Source organism: Tateyamaria armeniaca (genome assembly GCF_045797845.1).
Lineage (GTDB): Bacteria > Pseudomonadota > Alphaproteobacteria > Rhodobacterales > Rhodobacteraceae > Tateyamaria > Tateyamaria armeniaca.
In genome coordinates this window covers 3,013,244-3,036,190 of sequence record NZ_JBHDIY010000002.1, presented here as the reverse complement: position 1 = coordinate 3,036,190, position 22,947 = coordinate 3,013,244, and the positions used below count along the sequence as shown (strand labels likewise).

General features: G+C 61.8%; 20 protein-coding genes and 3 pseudogenes. 14 read left to right on the top strand and 9 right to left on the bottom strand.

The window, feature by feature from the left end; translation table 11 throughout:
• The first annotated feature begins 77 nt into the window (after positions 1-77).
• The gene (locus ACERZ8_RS15405) at positions 78-1,451 is read left to right on the top strand and encodes a class II 3-deoxy-7-phosphoheptulonate synthase (RefSeq protein WP_407593031.1); all 1,374 of its coding nucleotides are present in this window, start codon (positions 78-80) and stop codon (positions 1,449-1,451) included.
• A gap of 81 nt (positions 1,452-1,532) precedes the next feature.
• Here the strand turns inward: ACERZ8_RS15405 and ACERZ8_RS15400 are convergent, their stop codons facing one another.
• The gene (locus ACERZ8_RS15400) at positions 1,533-2,234 is read right to left on the bottom strand and encodes a PAS domain-containing protein (protein ID WP_407593030.1); all 702 of its coding nucleotides are present in this window, start codon (positions 2,232-2,234) and stop codon (positions 1,533-1,535) included.
• Between the two features lie 245 nt (positions 2,235-2,479).
• Here ACERZ8_RS15400 and ACERZ8_RS15395 point away from each other — a divergent pair, with 245 nt between their 5' ends.
• The 12 genes and pseudogenes from ACERZ8_RS15395 to phoB all read left to right on the top strand — a co-directional run bounded on the left by ACERZ8_RS15395 (position 2,480) and on the right by phoB (position 13,420).
• The gene (locus ACERZ8_RS15395; RefSeq protein ID WP_407594289.1) at positions 2,480-3,358 is read left to right on the top strand and encodes a YicC/YloC family endoribonuclease; all 879 of its coding nucleotides are present in this window, start codon (positions 2,480-2,482) and stop codon (positions 3,356-3,358) included.
• A 3-nt stretch (positions 3,359-3,361) separates the two neighbouring features.
• Positions 3,362-4,014: pseudogene (gmk, locus tag ACERZ8_RS15390) on the top strand (guanylate kinase).
• The gene (locus tag ACERZ8_RS15385) at positions 4,011-4,538 is read left to right on the top strand and encodes a gamma carbonic anhydrase family protein (RefSeq protein WP_407593029.1); all 528 of its coding nucleotides are present in this window, start codon (positions 4,011-4,013) and stop codon (positions 4,536-4,538) included. The pseudogene gmk and the gene ACERZ8_RS15385 overlap by 4 nt, the downstream one beginning before the upstream one ends.
• A complete protein-coding gene (locus ACERZ8_RS15380) occupies positions 4,538-4,861 on the top strand; it encodes a hypothetical protein (RefSeq protein WP_407593028.1) in 324 nt (107 codons plus the stop codon). Before ACERZ8_RS15385 ends, ACERZ8_RS15380 begins: the two co-directional genes overlap by 1 nt.
• Before the next feature lie 23 nt (positions 4,862-4,884).
• A pseudogene (locus ACERZ8_RS15375) lies at positions 4,885-6,044 on the top strand (trans-sulfuration enzyme family protein).
• Between the two features lie 11 nt (positions 6,045-6,055).
• The gene (locus ACERZ8_RS15370) at positions 6,056-7,117 is read left to right on the top strand and encodes a sensor histidine kinase (protein WP_407593027.1); all 1,062 of its coding nucleotides are present in this window, start codon (positions 6,056-6,058) and stop codon (positions 7,115-7,117) included.
• Positions 7,118-7,247: 130 nt separating this feature from the next.
• Positions 7,248-8,288: a substrate-binding domain-containing protein gene (locus ACERZ8_RS15365; RefSeq protein ID WP_407593026.1), complete on the top strand. Its 1,041-nt coding sequence runs from the start codon at positions 7,248-7,250 to the stop codon at positions 8,286-8,288.
• A 109-nt stretch (positions 8,289-8,397) separates the two neighbouring features.
• Entirely contained in the window at positions 8,398-9,870 is a 1,473-nt protein-coding gene (pstC, locus tag ACERZ8_RS15360) for a phosphate ABC transporter permease subunit PstC (protein WP_407593025.1), read from the top strand.
• Entirely contained in the window at positions 9,870-11,195 is a 1,326-nt protein-coding gene (gene pstA, locus ACERZ8_RS15355) for a phosphate ABC transporter permease PstA (RefSeq protein WP_407593024.1), read from the top strand. Before pstC ends, pstA begins: the two co-directional genes overlap by 1 nt.
• An 11-nt stretch (positions 11,196-11,206) precedes the next feature.
• A complete protein-coding gene (pstB, locus tag ACERZ8_RS15350) occupies positions 11,207-12,004 on the top strand; it encodes a phosphate ABC transporter ATP-binding protein PstB (RefSeq protein WP_407593023.1) in 798 nt (265 codons plus the stop codon).
• Positions 12,005-12,015: 11 nt separating this feature from the next.
• Entirely contained in the window at positions 12,016-12,717 is a 702-nt protein-coding gene (phoU, locus tag ACERZ8_RS15345) for a phosphate signaling complex protein PhoU (protein ID WP_407593022.1), read from the top strand.
• A gap of 13 nt (positions 12,718-12,730) precedes the next feature.
• Entirely contained in the window at positions 12,731-13,420 is a 690-nt protein-coding gene (phoB, locus tag ACERZ8_RS15340) for a phosphate regulon transcriptional regulator PhoB (RefSeq protein ID WP_407593021.1), read from the top strand.
• 179 nt (positions 13,421-13,599) lie between these two features.
• Here the strand turns inward: phoB and kynU are convergent, their stop codons facing one another.
• Positions 13,600-14,793 carry a kynureninase gene (kynU, locus tag ACERZ8_RS15335; protein WP_407593020.1) on the bottom strand — a complete coding sequence of 398 codons (1,194 nt, stop codon included), beginning with the start codon at positions 14,791-14,793 and terminating at the stop codon, positions 13,600-13,602.
• 2 nt (positions 14,794-14,795) lie between these two features.
• On the bottom strand, positions 14,796-15,635 hold the full coding sequence (locus tag ACERZ8_RS15330; protein WP_407594288.1) for a tryptophan 2,3-dioxygenase: 840 nt from the start codon (positions 15,633-15,635) through the stop codon (positions 14,796-14,798).
• Positions 15,636-15,729: 94 nt separating this feature from the next.
• Between ACERZ8_RS15330 and ACERZ8_RS15325 the strand changes: the two genes are divergently transcribed.
• Positions 15,730-16,503, top strand: coding sequence for an SDR family oxidoreductase (locus ACERZ8_RS15325; RefSeq protein WP_407593019.1), 774 nt, complete (start codon positions 15,730-15,732; stop codon positions 16,501-16,503).
• Between the two features lie 52 nt (positions 16,504-16,555).
• On the opposite strand, the gene ACERZ8_RS15320 is transcribed toward ACERZ8_RS15325, so the two are convergent.
• From ACERZ8_RS15320 to ACERZ8_RS15295, 6 genes and pseudogenes are all read right to left on the bottom strand, one after another.
• Complete coding sequence (locus tag ACERZ8_RS15320; protein ID WP_407593018.1) at positions 16,556-17,425, bottom strand: acyl-CoA thioesterase; 870 nt, start codon at positions 17,423-17,425, stop codon at positions 16,556-16,558.
• 34 nt (positions 17,426-17,459) lie between these two features.
• A complete protein-coding gene (locus ACERZ8_RS15315; protein ID WP_407594287.1) occupies positions 17,460-18,662 on the bottom strand; it encodes a serine hydrolase domain-containing protein in 1,203 nt (400 codons plus the stop codon).
• Between the two features lie 9 nt (positions 18,663-18,671).
• A pseudogene (locus ACERZ8_RS15310) lies at positions 18,672-19,693 on the bottom strand (phosphotransferase family protein).
• Positions 19,686-20,636 carry an NAD(P)H-dependent flavin oxidoreductase gene (locus ACERZ8_RS15305; RefSeq protein ID WP_407594286.1) on the bottom strand — a complete coding sequence of 317 codons (951 nt, stop codon included), beginning with the start codon at positions 20,634-20,636 and terminating at the stop codon, positions 19,686-19,688. The pseudogene ACERZ8_RS15310 and the gene ACERZ8_RS15305 overlap by 8 nt, the downstream one beginning before the upstream one ends.
• 130 nt (positions 20,637-20,766) lie before the next feature.
• On the bottom strand, positions 20,767-21,963 hold the full coding sequence (locus ACERZ8_RS15300; protein ID WP_407593017.1) for an acetyl-CoA C-acyltransferase: 1,197 nt from the start codon (positions 21,961-21,963) through the stop codon (positions 20,767-20,769).
• Between the two features lie 92 nt (positions 21,964-22,055).
• Positions 22,056-22,943 carry an SDR family NAD(P)-dependent oxidoreductase gene (locus ACERZ8_RS15295; RefSeq protein ID WP_407593016.1) on the bottom strand — a complete coding sequence of 296 codons (888 nt, stop codon included), beginning with the start codon at positions 22,941-22,943 and terminating at the stop codon, positions 22,056-22,058.
• Positions 22,944-22,947: the final 4 nt, after the last annotated feature.

The following is a 22,947-nucleotide window of genomic DNA, read 5'->3' as shown; positions in this document are numbered from 1 at the left end:
GATATGGTCACTCGTGCACGGCTTTTGTATAGAGGACTGCGGCGGCGTTAACGCCAACATTTTTGCGGAGAGAGACGATGAGCAATTGGACAAAATCTGACTGGCGCACACTGCCCCGGATACAGATGCCCGATTACACTGATGCGGCGGCCCTGAATGCGGTCGAGGCGCAGCTGTCGAAATATCCGCCACTGGTCTTTGCGGGCGAAGCACGTCGCCTCAAAACACATCTCGCCGATGCCTCGCGCGGGGATGCGTTCCTGTTGCAGGGCGGCGATTGCGCCGAGGCCTTTGACCAGTTCAGTGCGGATGGCATCCGCGACACGTTCAAGGTGATGTTGCAGATGGCGATGGTGCTGACATTCGGTGCCAAGGTTCCGGTGATCAAGCTGGGCCGCATGGCCGGGCAATTCGCCAAACCGCGCTCGGCCCCGACCGAAACCGTGAACGGCGTGGAACTGCCCAGCTACCGGGGGGACATCATCAACGATCTGGCCTTCACACCTGAATCGCGCATTCCCGACCCGACCCGCATGTTGCAGGCTTATACCCAGGCCGCCGGCACGCTTAACCTGCTGCGCGCCTTTTCGACCGGTGGTTTTGCGGACATGCACCGCGTCCATTCGTGGACGCTCGGCTTTGCCGAAGGTGGCGAGGCCGAGAAATACCTCGAAATTGCCAACCGTATTCAGGACACGATCGATTTCATGGCCGCTGCCGGGATCGACGGCGACACCACGCACGAGTTTTCGAGTGTGGAATTTTACACCAGCCACGAATCCCTGCTGTTGGAATATGAAGAGGCGCTGACGCGGATCGACTCGACCACCGGCAAGTGGCTGGCCGGGTCCGGCCATATGATCTGGATCGGGGATCGCACCCGCCAGCCCGACGGCGCGCATGTGCATTTCGCAAGTGGCGTTCAGAACCCCATCGGTCTGAAATGCGGCCCGACGATGACCACAGATGACCTCAAGGCGCTGATGGCCAAGCTGAACCCAGAAAACGAGGCCGGTCGCCTGACCCTGATCGCACGCTTTGGGGCCGGATCGGTCAGCGAACACTTGCCGCGCCTGATCAACACGGTGCGCGAGGAAGGGGCCAATGTCACATGGGTCTGCGATCCGATGCATGGCAACACGATCAAGTCGTCCTCTGGCTACAAGACACGGCCCTTTGATTCAGTGCTGCGCGAAGTGCGCGAGTTCTTTGGCGTGCACGCGGCCGAGGGCACGATCCCCGGCGGTGTTCATTTCGAGATGACCGGGCAGGACGTGACCGAATGCACCGGCGGCGTGCGTGCGGTCACCGATGAAGACCTGAGTGATCGGTATCACACGGCCTGCGATCCGCGTCTGAATGCGTCGCAATCGCTGGAGCTGGCGTTCCTCGTGGCTGAAGAGCTGTCAAACCTGCGCACCGCGCGCAACGGGGCCCGCGCCGCCGGTTGAGGCATGACATATCACATGAAAAAGCGCGGGGGACACATCGCCTCCCGCGCTTTTTTCATGTCTGAAGCATTCGGTGTGGAGTCAGTCGTCTGTCTTGACCACCCTAAGGTAGGGCACGTCGGGGCGCGGCGCGTGTGATTTGAACGCGCGTTCGGGTTCTGCAAACCCTTTGGCCTGCGCAGGTGCGTCCAGCGTCTTGGGTGTCGACTTTTGCGCGATGGGCAATGTGGATGGCGCAGTGATCGAGCGTATCTTGGCACCAACCACGTCAAAGCGGCGCGGCGTGTGACCGATATCCCCCTGGGCCACGAGACAGCCCAGAATGCGGCTGACATCGCCCAGGTCGCTTTTGAGGGGCATCAGCAGCAAACGGCCATCAAGCTGCGGCTTGGTCACGCTGATTTCCGCGTTCAGGCGCATCTCGCACACGGCGGGTCGCTGGCACACATCCTCAAGCAGATCGTTAATCTGACGGCGGCACGGTGGCGTGATCAGGGACGTAAGCGGCATCCCGCGCACTTCCATGCCCATCAGGTCGCTGAGGTGGCTTCCGGCGATGCGAATACGGGCCATCCCGGGCGCAATCCGTTCCAGCACAAATGTGTGCTCCAAAGCGGATTCGATGCCGCGCGGATCGATCTCGGACCGCTTGGGCATAAGGCGCGCACCACGCAAGCCTTCCCAATAGGCCTCAACCTGGGAAATAGCGGAATACCCAACTTCTGCACGAAACTCTGTCATCTTGAGGATATTGTGGGGGCTATGGTCTGATTTGTCCATCATCTGCGTCTCTTGGTCCCAATTCCGATGCAATCACCGCAAGGCTTTGCCGTTTCTGAGGCGAATATGTATCAAATGGAGGCGAAATCCGGAGTGAAATACTAACAAATGGTTAACTTCCGGGGGCGTGTCCGCGGCCCTTCTTTGGCTTGCCCCGATCCTGCGGACCCCCTAAACGCGTTTGCATGAGCAAAGACACAGATCCGAGCACGACACAGGCACATCCGGGCCCGCAGGGCGTGCGTTCGATGACCGGTTTTGCCGCCGGGACGGGCGCGATGGACCCGTTTCGCTGGTCCTGGGATATTCGGTCCGTCAATGGCAAGGGTCTGGATGTGCGCTTGCGCGTGCCCGATTGGGTGGACGGCCTTGAGGCTGCGATCCGCCCCCTCGTTCTGGCGCGTGCACATCGCGGCAATGTGACACTGTCCTGCCGCGTGTCGCGCGATGATGCCGTCGCCGCCGTCACGCTGAACACAACGCAGATGAAAGCCACGGTGCAATCGCTGCTGGAGATCGAAGCGGAGGCGATGGAGCAGGGCCTGTCGCTGGCCCCGTCGCGCGCCAGCGATATCGCGATGATGCGTGGCGTGTTAGAGCAGGGTGTGGCGCAGGATGATACCGCCCCGCTGCGTGCAGCCCTTGTGGCCGAACTGCCCGCGCTGCTGGATGCCTTTGACGCCATGCGCCAAAGCGAAGGAACTGCGCTGCTTGGCGTGCTGCAAGGCCAACTCGACACCGTCGCCAGCCTGACCCAAGAGGCCGCCGCACTCGCCGAGGCGCGCAAGGACGAGGTCGCAGCAACGCTGAAAGACAACCTTGCCCGCGTGCTCGACAACACGGACGGGGCCGATCCGGACCGCGTGGCACAGGAATTGGCCCTGCTGGCCGTCAAGGCCGACGTGACAGAGGAAATCGACCGCCTGCACACCCATGTGGACGCCGCGCGCGCTTTGCTGGGCGAGGGTGGGGCAGTGGGCCGCAAGCTCGACTTCCTGATGCAGGAATTCAACCGCGAGGCCAACACCTTGTGTTCCAAAGCGCAAAATGCCGATCTGACCCGCGTGGGCCTCGCCCTTAAGGCGCTGATCGACCAGATGCGCGAGCAAGTGCAGAACGTGGAATAGGCAATGACGACCACCCAGACGAAACGCCGCGGGCTACTGATTATCCTGTCTTCTCCTTCGGGCGCGGGCAAGTCGACACTGGCACGCCGGTTGCGCGGCTGGGACACCGATCTGGCCTTTTCAGTCTCGGCCACGACCCGCGCGCCCCGACCGGGCGAAGTGGACGGCGAACATTATCACTTCATCCCCGAGGCGGAGTTCAAATCGCAGGTGAATGACGGCGAGATGCTGGAACATGCGCATGTGTTCGGCAACTTCTATGGATCACCCAAGGGCCTGTGCAGGCCGCCATCGAACAGGGGCGCGACGTGCTTTTCGACATCGACTGGCAGGGCGCACAGCAGATCACGAATTCGTCGCTGGGCCAGCACACGCTGTCGATCTTTATCCTGCCCCCATCGATTGCCGAGTTGCGCCGCCGCCTTGAGACCCGCGCGCAGGACGATGCCGACACCATCGCGCGCCGGATGCTCAAAAGCTGGGACGAGATCAGCCATTGGGGTGGGTATGATTATGTGCTGGTCAATGACGACCTGGACCAGACCGAAGAGCAGTTGAAAACCATCATCGAGGCAACGCGCCTGCGCCGCCTGCAACAGCCCGGCCTCACCGACCATGTGCGCACCCTGCAGACCCAGTTTGAGGAGTTGAAATGACACTCTATGCCCTTGGCGATGATGCGCCACAGATTGCTGACGACACATGGGTCGCTCCAGATGCCAACCTGATCGGAAAAGTGGTTCTGGAACGTGCCGCAAGTGTCTGGTTTGGCTGTACAATCCGTGCGGATCACGAGGAAATTAGCATCGGCGAAGGCTCCAACGTGCAGGAAAACTGCGTCATGCATATTGATCTCGGCTTTCCGCTGACCATCGGGGCGGGCTGCACCATCGGCCACAAGGTCATGCTGCACGGCTGCACGATTGGCGACAATTCCCTGATCGGCATGGGAGCCACCGTGCTGAATGGCGCGAGGATCGGCAAGAATTGCCTGATCGGGGCAGGGGCGCTGATCACCGAAGGCAAGGAAATTCCCGACGGATCACTGGTCATGGGGATGCCGGGCAAGGTGGTGCGGGAACTGGACGCCGCTGCCATTGAGGGTCTGCGCGCCTCGGCCCTGCACTATCAGGAAAACATGCGCCGTTTTCGCGATACGATGACGGTAGTGGCTGGTTGATGCCCCATTGCGAGTTGCACTATTCCGGCGATCTGGACATCGACGTGCCCGCGATCCTGTCAGAGGTCGAGGCGATCATCCTTTCGCATGATGCAGAGTCCGGTGACACCAAGGGGCGCGCCTATCCCGCCCCACACTTCCTGCACACGCATTTCAAGGCCACGCTTTCACTGCTGGCCAAGCCGCATCGCGACGCCCAGTTCGTCGCCGCGCTGCAACGGGATGTGGTCGCCGCCATCTCGGCCCGTCTGCCGCGCCCCTGCTGGATGAGCATCGACATCACCTTCAGCACCCCGAATTACCATACGGAGTTTCTGGAATGACCAAGAACGACCGTGGATCGATCATGCGGCCTGTGCCGCTGCCCGAAAGTGCGTCGCGCCCTGTCGCCACACCTTTGTCGCCCTCCGTCGTCTATGCCAGCGACACGCCCGACATGCTCGATGCGCAATACGAAGGGGGCCTGCACGGCTACACCTACAGCCGCGAAGGGCATCCCAATGCCGACGTGGTTGCGCGCACCATCGACGCGATGGAGGGCGCGCCGCATATGGGGGTGATGGTGTCATCGGGCATGGCCGCGGTCTCTGCCGTGCTGCTGGGCCTTACCAAGTCCGGGGATCACGTGATCGGGGGTAACCAGCTTTACGGCCGGTCCTTGCGCATGATGTCCGAGGATTTGCCGCGTCTGGGCATCGCTACGTCCATGGTCGATCCCGGCGATGTGGAGGCCGTGCGCGCCGCCATCCGCCCCGAAACCCGGATGATCCTGGTCGAGGTGGTGTCTAACCCCACCTTGCGCGTCGCCGACATTCTCGGCCTGTCCGCGCTGGCCAAGGAAACTGGCATCCTGCTGGTGGTCGACAACACATTTACCACCCCGCGCGCCTTCCGTGCCTACGATCATGGCGCAGATATTGTCATCCATTCTGTGACCAAGCTGCTCGCAGGGCATTCGGATGTGATGCTCGGCTATGTGTCGGCCGCTGACAAGGACCTGAACGACCGTTTGCGCGTGTTCACGGTGACGGCGGGCATGTCGCCCAGCCCGTTTGACTGCTGGCTTGCCGAACGGGGCATGCTGTCTTTCGATCTGCGCTTTGATCGGGCGCAATCCACGGCGGCGATCTTGGCCGAACACCTTGGCAGCCTGCCGGGCGTCAAGCGTGTGATCTACCCCGCACGCCATGACCATCCCGACCACCACCGGGCCGAGGCGTTGCTGAAGGGCCAGTATTGCAACATGGTCAGTTTCGAGATTGACGGCGACAGGGCCGCGGCCAATGCGTTGGCGCGGGGGCCGAAGGCCTCAGCTTTGCCCCGACGCTGGGGGATGTGGGCACCACGATCTCGCACCCTGCGTCATCCTCGCACCGCGCGCTGAGTGCGGAAAAACGCGCCGAACTCGGCATGTCCGAGGGCTTCTTTCGCGTCTCCGTCGGTCTTGAAGACCCCGCCGCACTGTGTGACGTGTTCACAGCCGCAGTGCAGGCCGCAACCGGCTGAAAGGGGCGCAGATGGGCGATGACATCCTTGACGCCGTGCTGTCCGCCATCCCGCTGCCCAGCCTCGCCATTGACGGTGCCGAGCGTATCATCGCCGCCAACATCGAGGCGCTGACGCTGATCGGTCAGCAGGCGCGGGGACGCAATTATGTCACCATGCTGCGCCAGCCTGCGTTGCTCGACGCAATCGAGGCCACGCTGAGCGACGGCGCACCGCGCACCACAAGGTATCTTAGCAATGACGGGGCGCAGGACACCACGTTTCGGGTCAGTTGCCGCGCGGTTCAGGGTCTGGGCCTTGGCGAGGCAGGCGCTGTGATCCTGTCATTCGAGGACATCACACAACTGGAACAGGCCGGGCAAATGCGCCGGGATTTCGTGGCCAATGTCAGCCACGAGCTGCGCACGCCGCTGACAGCGCTCATGGGCTTTATCGAAACCCTGCGTGGCCCTGCACGTGCGGATCATGCGGCGGCGGCGCGCTTTCTTGACATCATGCAGGACGAGGCCGAGCGGATGAACCGCCTTGTCGGGGACCTGATGTCGTTGAACCGGGTCGAGGGTGACGAGCGGGTACGCCCGACCGAAACGGTGGCACTGAATGATGTGCTGCACTCGACCCTGCGCACCTTGCGCCAGTTGGCGGATGATGCAGGCGTGACGGTTGAGACTGAGTTTCCCGATCAGCCCGTGGCCATGAACGGCGATGCAGATCAGCTCAAGCAGGTCTTTACCAACCTTATCGAGAACGCGATCAAATATGGCGGCAGCGGCGGGCGGGTGACGCTGCGCCTGACGGTCAGTGCACGCGAACCAGCCTTGCGCGCACCCGGAGCGCGGGTGCAGATCATCGACTATGGCCCCGGCATCGATCCGGTCCACCTACCGCGCCTGACCGAGCGGTTTTACCGCGCCGACGATCACCGCAGCCGCGCCCTTGGCGGGACGGGTCTGGGGCTAGCCATCGTCAAACACATCATCAACCGTCATCGCGGCAGGTTGCGCGTGGAAAGTGTATTGGGGCAGGGCGCGACCTTTACGGTCATCCTGCCGGTTCAGGAAAATTCCGACTAACGGCAGCGTCCCGAACCGACTGTCATAAAACTGTTACGCAACTGTCACAAAAGCATATTGGCCGGTCCTTAAACGGGCCACAAGATTCCCATGGGGGGGATCAGTCATATTGATCAAACAGGAGACATTCATGTCCTTTGTGAAACTCACCACGTCGGCTTTGGCGATCAGCGCCATGGCAACAACCGCTGCCATGGCACGCGATCAGGTTCAAATCGCCGGATCGTCCACCGTGCTGCCCTATGCGTCGATTGTCGCCGAAGCCTTTGGTGAAAACTTTGACTTCCCGACACCGGTTGTCGAATCGGGTGGATCGTCTTCGGGCCTCAAGCGCTTTTGCGAGGGCGTGGGCGAAAACACCATCGACATCGCAAACGCTTCACGTGCCATCCGTGAAAAAGAGATCGCAGCCTGTGCCGCCGCTGGCGTGACCGACATCATCGAAGTGCGCATCGGCTATGACGGCATCGTGTTTGCAAGCCAGATCGACGGTCCGGCCTACACTGCCTTTGAACCTGCAGACATCTTCAACGCGCTGGGGTCCAAAGTGCTGGTCGACGGCGAAATCGTCGACAACCCGCACCAGCAGTGGGCAGATTTCAACAGCGACCTGCCTGCCTCTGACATTGTGGCCTTCATTCCCGGCACCAAGCACGGCACACGCGAAGTCTTCGAAGACAAGGTGCTTCTGGAAGGCTGCGAAGCCACCGGCGCCATGGAAGCGATGATGGCCGCGGGCATGTCCGAAGATGACGCCGAAGATGCCTGCATCGACGTCCGCCAGGATGGCGCGTCGGTCGACATTGACGGGGATTACACCGAAACGCTCGCCCGTATCGACGCCAACCCCAATGGCATCGGCGTGTTCGGTCTGGCGTTCTACGAGAACAATACCGACAAGCTGAAAGTGGCCACGATGGGCGGCATCGCACCCTCGACCGAGACCATCTCGACCGGCGAATACCCCGTGTCGCGCCCCTTGTTCTTCTACGTGAAGAAAGCGCATATCGGCGTGATCCCCGGCCTCAAGGAATTCGCATCCTTCTTCGTCGCGGACGAAGTGGCGGGCCCCGATGGACCGCTGGCGGCCTACGGCCTCGTTGCGGACCCTGACCTGTCTGCCACACAAGAAGCGGTTGCCTCCGAAGCGACCATGGGCGGCGGAAGCTGATCCGCGCCTGACACGACCGGGGGTGGCGCCATGCGCCATCCTCACACCCTGAACCGACGCCCCGCTGCTGGGGCCTCTGCCAACCCTCACGATCATCATCGGAGCCGATATGCCGTTCACCTGGCTCGTTCTCATCATTCTGGCGCTGGCTGCCACCGGGTATGTCCTTGGGCGCAGACGGGCACTGGCAAGTGCGGGCGGTGATGCGCGCAACCTGCATTCGCTGCCCAGCTATTATGGTTCCAACGTCGCCATGTGGGCGGTTGTCCCGGCGGCGGGTGTCTTGCTGATCTGGCTGCTCGCCCAACCCTATTTCGTCAACGCGCGGGTGCTTGCAATGCTGCCGGACAGCGTCGTGTCCGAAGGCAGCTCGCTTGGCCTGGTGATGAGCGATGTGCGCCGCGTCGCCGACGGCCTCGACACAGCGATCGAACAAGGCGCGATGAGCCTTGATCAGGTGCGCGCGCTGGACACCGGCGACACGGATGTCCGCGCCATTCTGGGTGACGTCGGCGTCGCCCTGGGCTCGGATGTCGGCCCGGATGTGCTGCGCGCCGCACAAAGCTACCGCGCGCTCAATACAACCGGTGCCAACCTGATGACAGCCGTGGCCCTGCTGATCACCCTTGGCGGCATCGCGTTCGCCTATTCCCGCTCGACGGCCGATTTCAGGGCGCGCAACACGGTGGAACGCGGCATTCTGGCGCTCCTGATGCTGGCCGCCTCTGTCGCGATCCTGACCACCATCGGCATCGTTTTCGCACTGCTTTTCAACACGATAGAGTTCTTCAAGCTGTATCCGGCGGCCGATTTCTTCTTTGGCACCAACTGGGCACCCAGTTTTTCGGGCCGGGGCGGGGCGTCGGACCTTGGGGTGCTGCCGCTGCTTTGGGGCACATTCTATATCTCGATCATCGCGTTGTTGGTGGCCGTGCCCATCGGGCTGTTTTCGGCGATCTACCTGTCGGAATATGCAGGTCCGAAGGTGCGTGGTGTGGCCAAACCGCTTATCGAAATCCTCGCCGGGATCCCCACAATCGTCTACGGTCTCTTTGCCCTGCTGACTGTCGGCCCGTTGCTGGTGTCGGTGTTCGGCAAGGACACGGTGGGCTGGATGTCAGGCGGAACGGCGGTGATGACCGCAGGCCTTGTGATGGGCATCATGCTGATCCCGTTTGTGTCCTCGCTGTCTGATGACATCATCAACGCAGTGCCGCAGGCGATGCGCGACGGATCATACGGCCTTGGGGCCACACAGTCCGAAACCATCCGCCAGGTGATCCTGCCAGCGGCCCTGCCGGGCATCGTGGGCGCGATCCTGCTGGCCGCCAGCCGTGCCATCGGCGAGACGATGATCGTAGTGCTGGGGGCAGGGGCCGCCGCCCGCCTGTCACTGAACCCGTTCGAGGCGATGACAACCATCACCGCCAAGATCGTGAGCCAGTTGACAGGCGATGCGGACTTTGCCTCGCCCGAGGCGCTGGTTGCCTTCGCGCTTGGCATGACGCTCTTCGTGCTCACGCTCGGATTGAACGTGTTCGCCCTCTACATCGTGCGCAAATATCGGGAGCAGTATGACTGATGACGGATGCAAGCATGACCCCCGCCGCTGCCCCCAAATCCGGGCTGATCGCCACCGACGCGCGCACCCGCAAACGCAATGCCGCTGAAAAACGGTTCCGTTTTTATGGCATGGCGGCCATCGGTATTGGCCTCTTGTTTCTCGTGTTCCTGTTCGCCTCGATCCTGCGCTCGGGCATTCCCGCCTTCACGCAGACGGTGCTGGACATCGAATTCACCCTGACCCAGGAACAGTTCGAAACCGCCGAGTCCAAGATGCTCAAGACCGGCGAGTACCAGAACATCTTTGTCAACGCGCTGCAAAGCCAGTTGGAAGAGCGCGGATTTGAGGTTGAATTCGACGGCAAGGCCATTGAACGCATCGTCGGCAAGCCCGGCGGCACGATCCGCAGCTATTTCCTTGAAAACCCGGATCGCGTTGGCACGCCTGTCGCGTTTGAACTGGCGGCCTCATCCCGCGTCGATGGGTATTTCAACGGCCGTGTCACCCGCGAGAACATCGTGGACAGCCGCTTTTTGATGACTGCGGACCTCGATCTTGTGGATGCGCTGCACGATGCGGGGATCATCCACGGCGCTTTCAACTGGAATTTCATCACCGGCACGGATTCGGGCGTGGACAACCCCGGCGGTGCGGGGCTCGGGGCCTCGGTGATTGGCTCGTTCTTCATGATGCTGGTGGTGCTGTTCCTGTCGCTGCCCATCGGGGTCGCCGCCTCGATCTATCTTGAGGAATTCGCCCCCAAGAACCGCTGGACGGACCTGATCGAAGTGAACATTTCCAACCTCGCCGCAGTGCCGTCCATCGTGTTCGGTATCCTCGGCCTTGCAGTCTTTATCCAGTTTGCGGGGTTGCCCCAATCGGCACCACTGGTCGGGGGGCTTGTGCTGACGCTTATGACGTTGCCGACGATCATCATCTCGACGCGCGCCTCGCTGGCAGCTGTGCCACCATCGATCCGGGATGCGGCACTTGGGGTAGGGGCGTCCAAGATGCAGTCGGTGTTCCACCACGTGCTTCCGCTGGCGATGCCGGGTATCCTCACCGGCACTATCATCGGACTGGCGCAGGCACTGGGCGAAACCGCCCCGTTGCTGCTGATCGGCATGGTCGGATTTGTGGCGCGCGAATATCCCGAAGGGTTCCTGTCAGGCTTCACCGACGCCAACTCGGCCATGCCCGCACAGATCTATACATGGGCCAGCCGCGCCGATCCCGGATTTTATGAAAAAGCGTGGGGTGGCATCATCATTTTGCTGCTATTCCTGATCACCATGAATGCCATCGCCGTTATTCTGCGGCGCCGCTTTGAACGCCGCTGGTAGGGGGCCGACCAATGAATGACATGAGAATTGCGGAGAGAGACGTGGACACAAAAGAGGTCAAGATCGCGGCCCGGGACGTACAGGTCTATTATGGCACCAACCACGCCATCAAGGACGTGAGCGTCGACATCGAGGACAAGACCGTGACGGCGTTCATCGGCCCCTCGGGCTGTGGCAAGTCCACTTTCCTGCGTTGTATCAACAGGATGAACGACACAATTGATGTGTGTCGCATCGAAGGGGACATCCGGATCGACGATCAGGACATCTATGATCCGCGCGTCGATCCGGTGCAGTTGCGCGCCAAGGTCGGCATGGTGTTCCAAAAGCCCAACCCGTTTCCAAAATCGATCTATGACAACGTCGCTTACGGTCCGCGCATACACGGGCTTGCGAGAAACAAGGCGGAACTCGATGATATCGTTGAAAAATCCCTGCGTCGCGGTGCGATCTGGGATGAGGTCAAGGACCGCCTGAACGCCCCCGGCACCGGCCTGTCCGGCGGCCAGCAACAGCGCCTGTGCATCGCACGCGCCGTGGCCACCGAACCCGAAGTGCTGCTGATGGACGAACCCTGCTCTGCGCTTGACCCGATTGCCACCGCGCAGGTCGAGGAACTGATTGATGAGTTGCGCAAGAACTACTCGGTCGTGATCGTCACGCACTCCATGCAGCAGGCCGCGCGCGTCAGTCAGAAAACCGCGTTCTTCCATCTGGGCAATCTGGTGGAATACGGCGAGACGGGGACGATTTTCACCAATCCCGAAGATCCCCGCACCGAAAGCTACATCACCGGCCGGATCGGCTAAGGAGAGCAGACATGCAAGACCAACACATCGCATCGGCCTTTGACCGCGATCTCGAAGCGATCCAGGCCCAGATCATGAAGATGGGCGGACTGGTGGAAAACGCGATCCTTGAGGCCGCGATTAGCCTTGAAACCCGCGACGAGGAACGCGCCGAAACCGTGCGCAAGGCTGACAAGGCCATCGACGCGCTCGAAGAGACCATCAACGAAGAGGCGGCCCGCGTCATCGCATTGCGCGCGCCTACGGCCATCGATCTGCGTCTGGTGCTGTCCGTGATCAAGGTGAGCGCCAACCTGGAACGTATTGGAGACTACGCGAAAAACCTGGCCAAGCGCACCAGCGTTCTGTCGCAGATGGCGCCCGTGAACGACAGTGCAAGCGCGCTGCGCCGCATGGCGAAAGAGGTCGAGCGGATGCTGAAGGATGCGCTTGATGCCTATGTATCACGCGACGCGGAACTGGCGCAGGATGTCATCGACCGCGACATCGAGGTCGATCAGATGTACAACGCCTTGTTCCGCGAATTCCTGACCTTCATGATGGAAGATCCGCGCAACATCACGGCCTGCATGCATCTGCATTTCATCGCCAAGAACGTCGAACGCATGGGCGATCACGTCACATCCATCGCCGAACAGGTTGTGTATCTTGTGACCGGAACCATCCCGGACGAGGCGCGCAACAAGGCCGACAAGACGTCGCTGCCAGCCTGAGGAGTACCTGACAATGTCACCAGATCAGCCCCGCGTTCTGGTCGTAGAAGACGAACCGGCACAGCGCGAGGTGCTGGCCTATAACCTTGAAGCCGAAGGTTTTGCCGTCTCGCGCGCCGAAAACGGTGAAGAGGCGCTGTTGCTGATCAACGAAGAAGCGCCAGACATCATCGTGCTGGACTGGATGATGCCGAACCTGTCGGGCATCGAAGTGTGCCGCCGGATCAAGATCAGGCCCGAAACCCGCGGCATTCCGGTGATCATGCTGTCGGCACGCACCGAAGAAGTCGACAAGGTCCGCGGGTTGGAAACCGGCGCTGATGACTATGTGGTCAAGCCGTATTCGGTGATCGAGTTGATGGCGCGTGTGCGCAGCCAGTTGCGTCGCGTGCGACCCTCGACCGTGGGTCAGCGCGTCGAATTCGAGGACATCGTGCTGGACGGTGAAAGCCACAAGGTGACGCGCGGCCCGGACGAGTTAAAGCTGGGTCCAACGGAATTTCGTCTGCTGAGCACGTTCATGGAAAAACCGGGACGGGTCTGGAGCCGCGAACAACTGCTGGACCGGGTGTGGGGGCGCGACATCTACGTCGACACGCGCACGGTGGACGTCCATATCGGACGGCTGCGCAAAGCACTGACACATTACGGCGGCAGCGATCCTGTACGCACGGTGCGCGGTGCTGGGTATGCACTAGGGTGAACATGGAACAGATACGCGTTACATTAGAAAAGGTGCGCAAGGGTCTGTTTTCAATCGTCTATCGCGGTATTCGTATCATCACTTAATTCACATAATGTGGATTATAAGACTTTCAGATGCACATCTGGACTGCGCACACCAAACCCAACGACATGCGAGATCCGCTTCGCCCCCTGTCATCAGGTCACCCGTGAGCGCGCGTGATATTTCGGGTCACGCCAGACCTCATTGTTGATCACGTCTTCGATGACCTCGGCTGCGCGCACGATCTCTGCCTGGTCCAGATACAGTGGCGTGAACCCGAACCGCATGATGTTGGGCGCGCGGAAATCGCCGATCACACCGCGCGCGATCAGTGCCTGCATCGCGGGATAGCCGTGTTCGAACGCAAAGGACACTTGCGAGCCGCGCCGTGCTGCGTCGCGTGGTGAGGCCAGCGTCAGTGTCGGACAGCGTGCCTCGACCTCGTGGATGAAGGTTTCGGACAATGCGATCGACGCGGCGCGCAGATCGGCCATGTCCACCCCTTCCCACACTTTCAATGCTTCTTGCAGGATCGAAAGCTGCACGATGGACGGTGTGCCAACCCGCAACCGTTCCGTGGACATGGCGGGCCTGTACGCCTGCTCCATGGCGAAAGGTGCGGCGTGACCCAGCCAGCCGGACAAGGCCGGTTCAAGGTCAAGTGTGATGTCGGGGCGCGCATAGATGAAGGCCGGCGCGCCGGGACCGCCATTGAGGTATTTGTAGGTGCATCCGACCGCGAATTCAGCGTTGCAGGCGCTGATGTCCACGGGCACGGCCCCTGCACTATGCGCCAGATCCCAGATCATCACGGCCCCGGCGGCGTGCGCGGCGCGCGTGATCGCGTCCATGTCATGCATGCGGCCCGTGCGGTAATCGACCTGCGTCAGCATGACCACGGCGACCTCTTCGGTGATCTCGGCAAGCACATCCTCGGGCGCGGGCGTGCGCAGCGCATAGCCCTTGTCGATGGTCTTGATCAGCCCCTCGGCCATGTAAAGATCGCTTGGAAAGTTGCCATTGTCCGACAGGATCACCCGGCGGTTGGGACGCATTTTCAACGCGGCGGCCAGCGCCTGATAGACCTTGATTGACAGCGTGTCACCCGTGGCCACGGACCCGGCGGGTGCACCGATCAACCCGGCAATTCTATCGCCCACTTCCGTGGGCAGAGCCATCCAACCGGCAGTGTTCCACGCCTTGATCAACTGCCCGCCCCATTCGTCGCGGATCACCTCGGTGGCGCGTTCGGCGGCCCCTATTGGCAACACACCCAGCGAATTCCCATCGAGGTAGATGACCCCCTCGGGGATATCGAACATCTCTTTTCTCGGCAGTGCTACACCCATGCTCACAACTCTCCTCTTAGATGCCACAACTCGGGAAACAGCTCGACGTCGAGCATACGGCGCAGGTAGGACACGCCTGATGTTCCGCCCGTGCCGCGCTTGAACCCGATGATGCGTTCGACGGTGGTCACGTGGTTAAAGCGCCAGCGGCGAAAGTAATCCTCAAGGTCCACCAGCTTTTCCCCAAGCTCGTACAGCTTCCAATAGGTGTCCACGTTTTCATAGACCCGTTTCCACTTGGCCTGAATGTCGGGATTGGGGGCGTGCGGCGTGTCCAGTTGAGGATCGGGCACCCCTGCCCCCGGCCCGTCGATGGTGACATACAGATAGCGCACCACCTCGTCATAAAGGCTGGGCCGCGCCAACTCGCCAGCCAGCACAGCATGGAGTTCGGGCACATGGGCATGAGGTTTCAGCATGTTCGGGTTCCGATTGCCCAGCATGTATTCGATCATCCGGTACTGATGCGATTGAAAGCCCGAAGACGGCCCCAACGTCTCGCGAAAAGTCGTGTAATCGGCCGGCGTCATGGTGCGCAGCACGTCCCATGCGCTGTTGAGTTGCTCGAAAATACGGGCCACCCGCGCCAGCATTTTGAACATGTGGCTCATGTCGCCGGACACCAGCGCATTGCGGGCCGCGTTCATCTCGTGGATCGCCAGTTTCATCCACAATTCGCTGGTCTGGTGCTGGATGATGAACAGCAATTCATCATGGGCGGTACTGATGGGGTGCTGTTTGTCGAGCAGTCCGTCGAGCGACAGGTAGTCGCCATAGGACATCGCGTCCTTGAAGTGCATTTTGGCCCCATCGCGTTCGGGGTCGTAGGCCTTGTCCGTCACGGTGGTCCCCTCCATTCCAGATGTCTGCCTGATGTATCCTTTGATTGCGGACATTGCGAGGCTACACTCGCAGCAGCACAGAACCGGAGGAGCCATGGACCTCGCAGACAAGATCATCGTCGTGACAGGTGCCGCGCACGGGATCGGCCGCGCGCTTGTTTACGCCTTTGCGGCCCAAGGGGCCAAGGCCATTGCCTGCGTGGATCGTGATGGCGATGGCGCAAAGGCAGTCGCACGCGAAATCAACGGCTTGGCCTTTACAGTTGATGTGTCATCCGAAGATGAAATCGCGGCCATGATCGCCGAGGTGGAAGACACCCTGGGCCCCATTGATCTGTTCTGCTCCAATGCCGGCGTTTTCGCCGGTGGCGGTGCCGAGGCTGCGGATGAAGACTGGCAGCGCCTCTGGGACATCAACGTGATGGCCCATGTCTGGGCTGCGCGTCACGTCGTGCCCCGCATGATCGCGCGCGGTGGTGGCTATCTGCTGAACACGGCCTCGGCTGCCGGTCTGCTCAATCAGATCGGGTCGGCCCCCTATGGGGTGACCAAACACGCCGCCGTCGGTTTGGCCGAGTGGCTCGCGATGACGCATGGCGATGACGGGATCAAGGTGTCGGTGCTGTGCCCGCAAGCGGTGCGCACGGCGATGACTGACGGGTTCGAGGATGGCGTGGCCTCCATCGACGGCATGCTGGAGCCCGAGGAGATCGCAGCGGCCTGTGTGGAGGCCATCCGGGCCGAGACCTTTCTGGTGCTGCCCCATCCCGGCGTGCTGGACTATATGCGCCACAAAACGGCCGATTATGACCGCTGGATCGGGGGCATGCGCAAGTTGAACCGGGTCTATGGCGGCAAAGGGCCTTAATACCGGGGCTCTGCCCCGGACCCCGGAGTTTAACTGGCGAGATGAAGGTGGATCACGTCTTGGGTCTGATCGGGCGGATCAACCCTTCTTGCGCGACAGAGGCGATCAGGGTGCCGTTGCGGTCATAGATCATGCCGCGATTGAAGCCGCGCCCGCCGCCGGACCATGGGCTGTCCATCGTGTAAAGGTGCCAGTCGCAGAAACTGGCAGGCCCGTGAAACCAGATCGCGTGATCGAGGCTTGCCGACATGACCTTGCCGGTGAACCACGTCTGTCCATGCGGGCGCAACGACGATCCAAGCAGATTCATGTCAGAGGCGTAGGCCAGCAGGCAGTGCTGCAAGGCCGGGCTGATCCCGCGCGCCGCCGACATGCGGAACCACAGGTGGTTCACATCGTCCGCGGGTTCGGGCGTGAAAAAGTCGCGCGGGGCAACCTCGCGGATGTCGATAGGACGCGGGCGCAGGAATTCTTCGTGATATTGTTCGGGGATTTTATCCACGGCGGCAGCGCGCAGTGTGTCCCGGTCGGCGAGGCCATCTGGCCCCTCGACCTCGGGCATAGGGTGCTGATGCGTCCAGCCTTCTTCCACGACGTGGAACGAAGCCGACATGTTCAGGATTTGCCGCCCATGCTGGATCGCGACCACCCGGCGGGTGGTAAAGCTACCGCCGTCGCGCGCGCGGTCCACCTGGTAGATCACCGGGATTTCGGGATCGCCGGGTCGGATGAAATAGGCATGCAGGCTGTGGCACAGCCGATCCTCGACCGTTTCGTAGGCCGCGGCCAGCGCCTGACCGATCACCTGCCCGCCAAAAATGCGCGTTGATGTCTCGCCCCCCTGCCCTGTGCCGCGGAACAGATCGACTTCGAGCGTTTCAAGGCTGAGCAGGTCAAGCAGGGTCTGATGGGCGTCTGTCATCGGTTCACTCCGGGGTTGGCACGTGTTCTGCCTGTCACATCAATGCGCCGTGCACCAGCGCCTTAAGTTCGGCCCGTGCGGGCGTGGCCGAGGATGGGCTGAGCTGGGTGAACATCACTGTCGTGAGGTCATGCACCGGATCAATCCAGAAGAAGGTCGAGGCCATGCCGCCCCAACTGAAGTCCCCGACCGACCCCGGCACGCCGCTGATACCGGCATTGAGCACAACAGCACCCCCGATCCCGAACCCGACGCCGCGCATCGGTTGTTCCGCGAAACTCGACGGGCCAAGCGCGGCGATGTCGCCGGGCAGATGGTTGCGCATCATAAACGCCGCCGTGGCGCGCGACACGATCCCCTGCCCGCCCCGTCGCATGGCTTCGGCAAAGCGCGCGTAGTCGTCGATGGTTCCGACCAAACCACCACCGCCGCTGAGGCATGTGGGGTCAAGAAATGGCGAGCCTGATGGCCCGTCGACAAAGCGCAAACTGTCGCCCTCTGTGGCCGTGGCATTGAGGTCCATCGCATCACCGGGCAGCGGCGTGTACAGGGTCGCAAACCGATCCGCCTGGTTTTCGGCGACGACAAATCCGGTCTCGCTCATCCCGAGGGGGTCGAAAATGCGCTGTTGAAACACTTCTGCCAGTGACTGTCCGGTGACCACCTCGATCACGCGGCCGATCACATCGATCCCGACCGAATATTCCCAGCGCGTACCCGGCGCAAAGGCCAGCGGCAGCTCTGCCAGCCGACGACACCCTTCAGCGAGTGTGCCCGCGCGCGGCGCGAAGGTCAGATCACGCGCAGCCATCTCGGCAGGCACAAGACCGGGGTTGAACGCATAACTGAGGCCGGATCGATGCGTCAGCAGTTGATGCAGTGTCGGCACTGCGCAAGGGGCGACCTGATCAAGATGCGAGGCACCCGGGATCAGCGCTTGGGGCGCTGCAAACTCCGGCAAAAACCGGGACAGGGGAGCGTCAAGATGCAGGTGCCCCTCCTCCACCAGTGTCATGAGCGCAAGCGACGTGATCGGTTTCGTCATCGAATAAAGACGCACAACCGTGTCCCGCTCAAACGGCGCTTCGCTTTCCAGATCGCGCAACCCACGCGCATCAAAGAACACCTCGTCCCCGTCCTGCAGGATCAGCACCGACAGGCCCGCAAACGTGCGCGCATCCACATAGCGCTGCGCCCATCCGCGCACCCGCTCCAACCGGTCTTTGTCCAGCGTCATCGCCATGATTTAATCCAGCGCTTTCAAGCCATTCGCGGCAAAGACCGGCACAAAGGTGCCCAACTGGCGTGCCCGTTCCGGGTTGGAGGCGTTGCCATCCAGCGCCCGGCGCAACACCCCCTGAATGATCGCCGCCATCCGGAAAAAGCAAAAGCCGAGGTAGTAACCAAAATTGTCGATCGGCGGCAGGCCACGGCGTTCACAATAGGCAGCGATGAACGCGGCATCCGAGGGTAGGCCCAGCGGTGCGCGCTCTACCCCCATCAGCCCCCGCCCCTGGTTTCCGGGGGCAATTGCCACTGCATGATGACCGAGGCAAGATCGGCAAAGGGGTGACCGATGGTGCTCAACTCCCAATCCAGCACGGCAAGGCAGCGCGTGCCTTCGGCCTCAAAGATCATGTTGTCGATGCGGTAATCGCCATGCACCAAAGTGCGCTGCCCGTCATCAGGGGGCATTTCGTCGACAAGGCGCTGCATCAGCGTATCCATATCCGCGATGCTTTGGGTTTCAGAGGCGCGGTACTGCTTGGACCAGCGCGCCACCTGCCGCTCAAGGTAATGCCCCGGCGGCCCATAATCGGACAGGCCAACAGCGTCGATGTCGACGGTGTGCAGGGCGGCCAGAACCCGGTTCATGTCATCGATCACGGCGGCGCGGTCCTGCGCCGAAACGTCTTTCATCAGCGGTTCATTGAAATTGCGCCCCGCGACGTGATCCATCACGTAAAAGTCCGAGCCGATCACGCTTGCGTCTTCGCACAGCACATGCATCCGGGCGACGGGCACATCGCTGCCGTAAAGGGCACGCTGGACGCGGAACTCCCGGTCCACGGCATGGGCCGATTTCAGCAACTGGCCCGGTGGTTTGCGGCGCAGTACATAGTTGCCCGCGCCGGTTTTCAGCAGAAACGTGGGGTTGGACTGGCCACCTTCAAACTTTTGCGCAGTGATGGGGCCATCAAAACCCGGCAAGTGATCGCGCAGATAGGCGGCGACGGCTTTGGTATCGAGGGTCTGTGTCTCAGTCATCGTCGCCTCCGAACTCCCCCGCCAGTCGCGCGCCCGCTGCGGCGTATTCGTCTGACATGCGGTCGACGATAGCCCCGGCGGGGCCGACGGATTTGATCGCGCCAATCCCCTGCCCCGACCCCCAGATCGTCTTCCACGCCTTGGGCTTGGATGAGCCGGAGGAAAAGTTCATGGAACTGCTGTCGGCCTCGGGCAGGTTGTCCGGGTCCATGCCCGCGTTTTCGACGGACCCGCGCAGGTAGTTGCCCCAGACCCCGGTAAACAGCGATGAATAGATGATGTCCTCGGCCCCGCTTTCGACGATCATCTGTTTGTAGTCGCTTTGCGCGTTGGCCTCTTGCGTTGCGATAAATGGCGAGCCGACATAGCCGAAATCGGCCCCCATCGCGCGTGCCGCCAACAGGGCCTGACCAGTGGCGATGGCCCCGGACAAGGCAACAGGGCCCTCAAACCATTCCCTGATTTCAGCCATCAGTGCAAAAGGCGATTGCTGACCCGCGTGGCCACCCGCCCCTGCGGCGACAGCGACCAGCCCGTCCGCCCCCTTGGCAATCGCCTTTTTGGCGAAGGTGTTGTTGATGATGTCATGCAGCACGACGCCGCCGCAGGAATGGGCCGCCTCGTTCACCTCGACGCGCGCGCCCAGACTGGTGATCCAGATCGGCACCTTGTGACGGGCACAAATCTCCAGATCACGCTCCAGCCGCGTGTTCGAACGATGTACGATCTGGTTGACCGCAAAGGGTGCGGCGGGCCTGTCCGGATTGGCCTGATTGTGGCGGTCCAGTTCCTCGCTGATCTGTGTGAGCCATGCATCGAGCAAGGGCGGATCGCCCTCGCCTTCGCGCGCGTTCAGCGCAGGAAACGAGCCGACAATGCCCGCCTTGCATTGCGCAATGACCAGTTCGGGCACCGAAATGATGAACAAGGGTGCGGCGATCATCGGAATGCGCAGCCCCTGCAAGGCCTTGGGCAATTGCCTCTCAGCTGTCAAGTCTCGCGCCACGGTCCATCCTTCTCTGATTTAAAAAAATCTCCGCCGGAGGCTCCGACACGTGCCGCGCACGCCACGCTCACAGCACCTCGAACAGGCCGGCCGCGCCCATGCCGCCACCCACGCACATCGTGCAGACGACATAGCGCACGCCGCGCCGCTTGCCCTCGATCAGCGCATGACCAACCATGCGCGCGCCCGACATCCCATAAGGGTGTCCGATCGAAATCGCACCGCCGTTGACGTTCAACAGCTCATCGGGAATGCCAAGTGTGTCGCGGGAATAAATCACCTGCACCGCAAAAGCCTCGTTCAATTCCCAAAGCCCGATATCGTCCATCGACAGCCCATGCGCAGCGAGCAACGGCGGGACCGCAAAGACAGGTCCGATGCCCATCTCGTCCGGCTCGCACCCAGCTGCCCAGACCCCCATGCAGCGGCCCAAAGGTGAAAGGCCCTTTTTCTCGGCCAAAGTGGCCTCCATCACCACAGCCGCCGAGGCACCATCGCTGAGTTGCGATGCGTTCCCTGCGGTGATGAACCCGCCTTCTTCGATGTGAATGCCGTCCCGGAACACGGGCTTGAGGCCCGCAACGTTCTCATAGGTCGTGCCCGGACGGTTGCCCTCGTCCTTGTCCAGCGTCACCTCCTGTTCCGAGATCGCTTTCGTCTCACGATCCTGTAATTTCATCACCGTGGTCAGCGGCACAATCTCGTTATCAAACCTCCCCGCCTCCTGCGCCGCGGCTGTGCGTTCCTGGGACTGCACTGCATAACGATCCTGCGTTTCGCGGCTCACGCCATAGCGTGCGGCAACCGTCTCGGCGGTTTCCAGCATGCTCATGTAAATCTCGGGCTTGTGCGCTTTCAGCCAGGGATCGGCGTGGGCGCGCATCTCGGGTGTTTGCACCATCGACACGGATTCGACACCGCCGCCCACCACGACATCCATGCCGTCATGGATCACCTGCTTGCTGGCGGCGGCGATGGCCATCATGCCGCTGGCGCATTGGCGGTCGAGCGACATGCCCGCCACACTGACCGGCAGACCCGCCCGGATCGCCGCCTGCCGCGCGATGTTGCTGGCCTGATGGCCCTGCTGCAGTGCCGCGCCCAGCACAACGTCCTGAACCTCGGCCCCGTCCAGCCCCGCGCAGTCTACGGCATGGGCAATGGCGTGCCCGGCCAGCGTCTGCGGCGGTGTCGCATTGAACGCCCCGCGATAGGCTTTGCCGATCGGCGTGCGGGCGGTAGAGACGATGACGGCGTCGCGCATATTGGTGGTGTCCTTTTTGGTTCAGTGATCAGGAGCCGGGGCGCTGCCCCGGACCCCGGAGTTTATCTGGCGAGATGAAGCGGGATCAGCGTCTACCAGTCAAGGGCGACCCCTTTGGCGCGGGCAGCGCGTAAGGCGTATTTGCGGGTCTGGGCAAAGGCATTTTCGAGCGCTTCTGCACCGGCTGCATCGGTGATGGTGTCCCAATTGGCTGCGACCTCTTCGGGTGTGACGTCGCCCTCGATCAATGCGCCCAGAGTTTCGGTGATACGGGTGACGGCAAAAGTGCCTGCCCCGGCTGACAGGATGGTGCGGCTGGGTACGTCTTCGCTCAGGAGGAACAGCACACCCGGCGTGATCGTTTCGGGTTTGAGCAGAGCAAGGGCGGCCTCCGGCAACAGTCCTTCGGTCATGGCCGTGGCCGCTGTGGGTGCAAGTGTGTTGATCCGGATATCGTCCCGCGCGCCTTCGAGGTGCAGGACGTTCATCAGCCCGACCATCGCCGCCTTGGCTGCACCGTAATTGGCCTGTCCGAAATTGCCGTAAAGACCGGAGCCGGACGCCGTCAGGACGATCCGCCCATAGCCTTGCGCCCGCATGATCGGCCAGACAGCGTGGCAGCAATTGGCGCTGCCCATCAGGTGCACGTCGATGACGCGGCGAAAATCCTCCATGTCCATCTTGGCAAATGTCTTGTCCCGCAGGATGCCTGCGTTGTTCACAAGGCAGTCGATACGACCCCAGCGTTCCATGGTCTGGGCCACCATATCCGCGACCTCGATGGCGTTGGACACATCCGCGCCGTGTACCATGGCCTGCCCGCCGGCAGCCTCGATTTCCTCGACCACAGCGATGCCGCCATCTCCGACGTCGTTGACAACGACCCGCGCCCCGCGCTGTGCCAGACCCAGAGCATGACAGCGCCCAAGGCCCGCCCCGGCGCCGGTGACAATGGCAACGCGATCCTGAAAGGTGATCACGTCC